This is a genomic window from Pseudoalteromonas sp. 78C3 (assembly GCF_002836695.1).
Classification (GTDB): domain Bacteria; phylum Pseudomonadota; class Gammaproteobacteria; order Enterobacterales; family Alteromonadaceae; genus Pseudoalteromonas; species Pseudoalteromonas arctica.
This window is the reverse complement of record NZ_PJAV01000006.1, coordinates 1-6,381: the sequence shown is the minus strand read 5'-3', so window position 1 is coordinate 6,381 and position 6,381 is coordinate 1. Positions and strand designations below refer to the sequence as shown.

General features: G+C 36.5%; 2 protein-coding genes and 1 pseudogene. 1 reads left to right on the top strand and 2 read right to left on the bottom strand.

The features are described 5' to 3' along the window. Window positions 1-387: 387 nt before the first annotated feature. Window positions 388-665: pseudogene (locus CXF76_RS00165) on the top strand (integrase core domain-containing protein); the annotation flags it as partial. Window positions 666-892: 227 nt separating this feature from the next. Here CXF76_RS00165 and CXF76_RS00160 read toward each other — a convergent pair. Both CXF76_RS00160 and CXF76_RS00155 read right to left on the bottom strand, forming a co-directional pair. Beyond that, window positions 893-3,760 carry a TonB-dependent receptor domain-containing protein gene (locus tag CXF76_RS00160; protein ID WP_024590777.1) on the bottom strand — a complete coding sequence of 956 codons (2,868 nt, stop codon included), beginning with the start codon at window positions 3,758-3,760 and terminating at the stop codon, window positions 893-895. 243 nt (window positions 3,761-4,003) lie between these two features. Then, window positions 4,004-6,346 (bottom strand): DNA polymerase II, encoded by a 2,343-nt coding sequence (locus CXF76_RS00155; protein ID WP_024590776.1) that lies wholly within the window; start codon window positions 6,344-6,346, stop codon window positions 4,004-4,006. Window positions 6,347-6,381: the final 35 nt, after the last annotated feature.

The following is a 6,381-nucleotide window of genomic DNA, read 5'->3' as shown; positions in this document are numbered from 1 at the left end:
AAGGTTTGGCAGATAGTCGAAAATCAATGAAATAGTGTAGCTTGGAGGAGGGGTAAGTTTAATAGCAAATAGTTTACTTAACATAGATAACCTATCTGTATTATTATTAGTACAAACACATTAAGATTTCAAACATAAGTTAAAGTATTGCAATTAAACTTAGTAGTAAAATTAGTTCCTATCTTGGTAAATATTCCCTCTTTTGTTAATTTCTCTCATTGCCTCTTGGTTTTTTTTGCGTCTTTCTTCTGCCAACTCTTTTGACATGCATGTACGCTTTTTAATATTACTACCTGTCACCGCTATTTTTTCGCATGCCATATTTTCATTACTGCTTAGAGAGTCTTCACTCAGTGAACTACAACCAGATAGAAATAGTAAATTTAAAATGATTATCAGCTCTATTTAGCTATCAACGATATCGACCATACGAAAACTAAAGCCATATCACCGCAGACGAACGGTATCTGCGAACGCTTCCATAAAACGATATTGCAAGAGTTTTATCAGGTGACATTCCGTAAAAAACTATATAGTTCACTGGATGAATTACAGAAGGATCTAGACGAATGGATGGTTTACTAAAATAATGACTGAACTCATCAGGGGAAAATGTGCTGTGTAGAACAACATTAGAAAAATTATTAGACGGAAAATCGATTTAGGCTGAGAAAAGTTTAGCTCAAATCTAAACTGACAGTCACCGATTAATAAACGGGTAACTGTCAGATCGAGTCTGATCTAGTACATTTAATAACTGGCGAGTATCTCATTTAGAGCAAATTCGATGGGTGATTGATTTCTTATTAATCACACTAATACAGTTAATAGCTTTAAATTAAAAAACCCATAGTGAAATTCACTATGGGTTTTATTTAGCTGTAACTTAAAGTTAGAACTTCAGATTAAAGCTTACATGAACAAAGCGACCTAGCGTGTCATAAAAACCTGCAACTGTGTTTGCATTAGAAGCTACAGTATTACCAACTAACGGTGGCTCTTTATCGAAGATATTATTCATACCGCCAGTAAAGGTTAAATGCTCGTTATATGAGTAGCTACCTGAAACATCAATAAAGTTATATGCTTCAATACCGCCATCATCAATTAATAACGTATCTGCAGTTCCTTCATAATCTACAGATCCGTAATAACGCCATTTAACACCAACACGCCAATCATCGCGTAGGTAATTTACATTAGCCGTGTGACGCCATTTTGGAGATGCAAAACAGTCTGTACTAATAGTGCCTGAACAATCGTAAGCTAATTCCGCATCACCTAAAATAGGTTCAACTTCTTTTTGAATGCTGTAGTAACCATTAATATCAAAGTTTAACGCACCTTCTTCTAGGTCCATTTTGTAAGCTGCTGTAAAGTCAACACCTTCCCATGTTTGACCACCAATGTTATCGCTCAAGTTTGTAACGAAACCAGCTTGGCCTAACCATAAGCTGCCAGATGGGCTACGAGTAACATTGTCACAGAAGAATGCATCGCCTGTTTCAGCACAGTTGTTAATAATTCTTTCTGCACCTACAACACCAATTACTTTTTCAATTTCAATTTTGAAATAATCAATTGAGAAGTTAAATCCATCTAATGGATTTGCAACTAAACCGATTGTGATTGTATCGCCTTCTTCTGGCTCAAGTAACTGATTACCACCAGCGAACTGATTATATTGACCAGCTGGAGACTCACCAATACCGCCGTACTGTGAAGCACTTACACCTGTATTAGCACATTGGCTAGCAGAATAAGTTGGACGGTCACCTACAGCAGCAGCATTTGGATCACCAGCACAAGGGTCATCACCACTCCACAAGCTAATGCTTTGTGCAGAAAATAACTCACCAACATTTGGTGCACGCACAACTTTTGCATAACTTGCTCTTAATTTGTATGCATCTGCAATCGTGTAATCTGTACCAATTGAGTATGTAGTATCTGAACCTGTTGTTGAATAATCAGACCAGCGAGCAGCAGCAGATACATTTAATTCATCAAGTACAGGAATTTGTAATTCACCATAAACTTCATTTACATCAATAGCACCATACAAGCTCGGAGAAGGACCACCTTGACCTAGCAGTTGACCTTCTTCATAAACAGTATCTGAAACACGTTCGTAATCTTGCTCACGACGCTCAAAACCGAACACTGCAGCGATAGGAGTTGATGCTGTTGGTAATGTCCAATCAAATTCACCAGTAACATAACCGCTATAAATAATTTGCGTTACTAAGCCTGTTTGTGTTCCAACACCAGCTAATTGTGCTGCCTGCTCTGCGGTAACACCATCTAGTTCAAATACGTTGTATAATAAACAACCATCTGCAGTATCACACTCTGTACCTACAGCACCAACGCGTGGAGCAATTTTCGGCGAAAGTAAATCATTTTTATAAACTGAGCTTGATGTTGTTGCAGAGTAGTTATAGCTAATATCGTAAGACCAGCTATCGTTAATCTCACCTTCCATACCGGTTAAGATTCTGTATGACGTATGCTCAAGGTTATCTTCTCGTGGACCACCTTCAACGTTACGCTTACCAATATAAGCAACAAATTGATCATCGCCGTCTTGGCTAAATAAAGTTTGTAGCTGTTCTTTTTGAAGATCAGATAACAATGGGTTGTTATAATCGAATAAGATTTCTTCGTTATAAAAAGTACCAGATTCAGCAATTTGGCCAGCTGTTCTGTTGTGCATAAATGAGAATTCTAAATACGGTCTAAAGTGCTCATTTATTTCGTAATCAATAAATGTACCAAACGTAAAGCGCTCATTTGGACGTAAGAAGTGGTTTACCGGTGCAAAGTTATAACGGTAGCCATCATCTTCCATAAAACCTTGGCCATTTGGATTCAAATAACCAAAAAGATTCTGATCGTAATCAACTTCACCATCTACAACCGGATAAATATCAAAATGAGGATTTGGTGTTGTAGCAGAACCACTACATGATTGACCATTACCACCCAAAGCACACGATGAGTAGTCGCGAGTACCTTGTACTAATTCGTTCTGACGGTTATAAGTAACATAACCTACGGCATGACCTTTTCCGCCATCAAATCCACCACCAACAGTAAAGTCGATGCTGTAAGCTTTACCATCGATTCCAGTATTACCTGTATCGTAGTCATAGCCTTTATCATCCATCAAGCCTTGCATGTATTTATTATCATTGTTGTGCTGGAAGCCAGATGTACCCACATTTAGTGAAATACCATCAAACTCATCATCCATAACAAAGTTAACAACACCAGCTACGGCATCTGCACCGTATACTGCAGCTGCGCCACCTGTTAGCACATCAACGCGTTTAATTAAAGAGGCTGGGATTTGGTTAATATCAGCAACTTGAGACGTTATGCTACCGGCCTGCATTCTACGACCATTAATTAACACTAGGGTTCTGTTTGAGCCTAAGCCACGTAAATCAACAGTTGCAGTACCTGTTGCGCCATTAGCTAAAAATGAACTTTGAGCAGCTTCTATTTGTGGAAGTTGATTTAAAACATCTTCAACACGAGTAAAACCACTTAACTTAATTTCTTCAGCAGTCATTACTGTTACAGGGCTAGATGTTTCTAAGTCAGTTCTTTTAATTCTAGAACCAGTAACTTGAATACGCTCTACTTTCTCTATTTCATCTTCAGCTGCAAAAGAATTTGCTGAAAAAACAGCTGTTGAAGCTGCGCCAAAAGCAAGTGCAATACGCACCGCTTTAGCTACTTGATTATTTAACATTTGATTCTCCCTGGTGTCACTACTTAATCGTAGCAATCATTATTTATTTATTTTTATAGTTACAGTTAGTTAACAGTAACTAAAACAAATAATAAACAAAAACCACTAAAAAGCCAATAAAAGTTAATGGGATTTTGCAAAAAAGAAGATTAAAACGATATAAAGAATAAATAACGAGCTAAATTAGAATTAATTACAAATATGCAGGTTAAAAACCCAAGATAATTGCCATTTTGGGTACAGTCAAAATAGCCCCCCTTGAAAACCTAACCCTAAAGCAACATTTGAGTTCACTATAAGACCAATCATTTCAATTAACGGTACAATCTGTTTTTCTACATAAATTGCATAGTCATAGCTATGAAAGCCTTGATACAGTTCAACTCCAGCAGTTGTGTAAACGAATGTAACAAATTCCCCCCTATTGACCGTAAATTCGCTATTTTTTTTCTGGTGTTTTTTAACTGCTTGAACATGAGGGGGGATATTTTTTTTATAATCGATTAAGTTTTGACCTAATCTCTTTTTAAAAATGAGTAAATGATCAAAATCACCTTGGTATAACTTTGTTGTATAGTCTTTAACAAGGTCATTTATATTTAAATTTCCATCAAAAAGACTAGTAAATAGGTCGAACTGGAATTGTTGAGCAAGTTTAGTCCAATCACTTCTTACTGTTTCTAATCCTTTAAATACTAGTTTTGATTCGTTTGGTTTAATTAATTTACCGACATAGCGCTTTTTAGAGCCAACTAGCTTCCCCCTTATGGTTGGCAAAAAGAAAGGGCTATAAAGAGATTCAAATTCTATTTCTAAATGACTTGTTAAGTTGTGCGTTTGTTTAATCTCGTTAATCCAATCTGTAGTTATCTTTTTAGCTAAAAACACGCCAATTTCATTACACTCGTCGTGGGTTAAATCATCATCCAACTTAATAAATGTAGAATCGGTATCACCATAAATAACGCTATAACCAAGCTCTTCTATCCACCTTTTAGTTTGTAGCATTATTTCGTGCCCTCTTAACGTAATAGAGCTAGATAACCTAGGATCGTAAAACCTGCACCCTTTTGAGCCTAAAACACCATATAAGCTATTCATTATTATTTTAATTGCTTGAGAAAGCATTTGATCTTGATTGTCTTTGGCGAGCTGCCTTTGGGACGCTAAGCTTTTAACAAGTAAAGGTAAGTGATGCTTGTCTCGCGAGAATAGGGCTTCATTAAAACCCTGCACACTTTGGTTTGGATTTTTTAAACCTTCTATCAGTCCAAGTGGATCAATGTAGAAAGTTTGCATAATACTGGGGTACAAGCTTTTAAAATCTAAAACAATGACATTTTTATAAAGCCCAGGAATAGACTCCATTACATAACCGCCTGGGCTTTCAAATGTAAGTCCATGATCGCCCATATTAGGGGCAACATAACCGCTGCGATGCAGTAATGGTAAATACATATTAATAAAAGCAGCGACAGAGCCGCCCTTTTTTTCAAGCTCTAATCCTGTGAGCTTTGTTCTTATAATAGAAAAATCGAGTAGCTTTAATTTATCAAAAATTTTATTTACCAAAATACAATCTTGTCGATTATATTTTGCTAAAGAAAGCTTATCTTCATTAAATTGCCTAATAATTTCCTGCAGACTATTAGCCGTGTCTATTAATTTGGACTCACCCAACACTTGATTTGAAACATTAGCTAAAGAAAAGCTCTCAAAACTATATGTACCATTTTTTAAAGTGTCTATTCCATCAACCACACATCGCCCAGGGATCGATACTCGAGTAAAGTGTCCTTTACGAACATATAAAGGTTGATCTCCCCTACCCAGTAATAACTTAATGCCTAGTGCTTCCGCTCTTTCATGAATAACCGAAAAATCGAACTCAATTACATTCCAGCCAATTATGACATCAGGATCGCTAAGCTTAATAAAATGCTCGACCCCCCTTAACAGCTCAGCCTCATCTACACACCAAATAATATCGAACTCTAGGTTTTCAGCTTCTCTATCTGGCTCGCCAATCATTAAAACACAGTCTAAATTACAGCCCACAAGTCCAACAGAAAACAAAACGCCACTTTCGTTACATTCAATGTCTAACGAGAGTTTATTAAGAGCTGGGGAATACTCATCATTTGCTTTTAATTTTGCCTCTGTTACTAATGTATAACCATTTTGATAAAAAACATTACCCGTTATCCAAGCACCTCCTTTTATAAAGCGCTCCATTAGGTAGCGCTCTATTGGTCGAATATCTTCTTCAAATAATACAACTCCACGTTGCTTTAAAGCTTTAGCAGCAGAATAAAAATGTTTAAGTGATTTGAAGTAGCAGGCCGACATATCTTCTTGCTGAAAGTTTTTTAACCCAAGACTTTTAATATTAAAGATAAGTGACTCAGCTGCTAATATTTCATGCGCTATTTCAGCATCTTTACTTTTGATAAAAAACAGCGCATTTTCGTTAACTGATATAGTTTTTATAGGCCCTTTATCACTGCAAAACCACGCTTCGTAGCAGATGCCGTTAGCAGTATCATAAGCATGAGAAGAAACAATAAAACCGGCTGTTAAGTACATTATTACTAAACCTTATTCATATATATGTAAGTTTT

Bases quoted from the DNA above. Each gene is read 5' to 3' on its own strand.
- CXF76_RS00155 (WP_024590776.1), bottom strand. From the start codon at position 6,346: ATGTACTTAACAGCCGGTTTTATTGTTTCTTCTCATGCTTATGATACT.
- CXF76_RS00160 (WP_024590777.1), bottom strand. From the start codon at position 3,760: ATGTTAAATAATCAAGTAGCTAAAGCGGTGCGTATTGCACTTGCTTTT.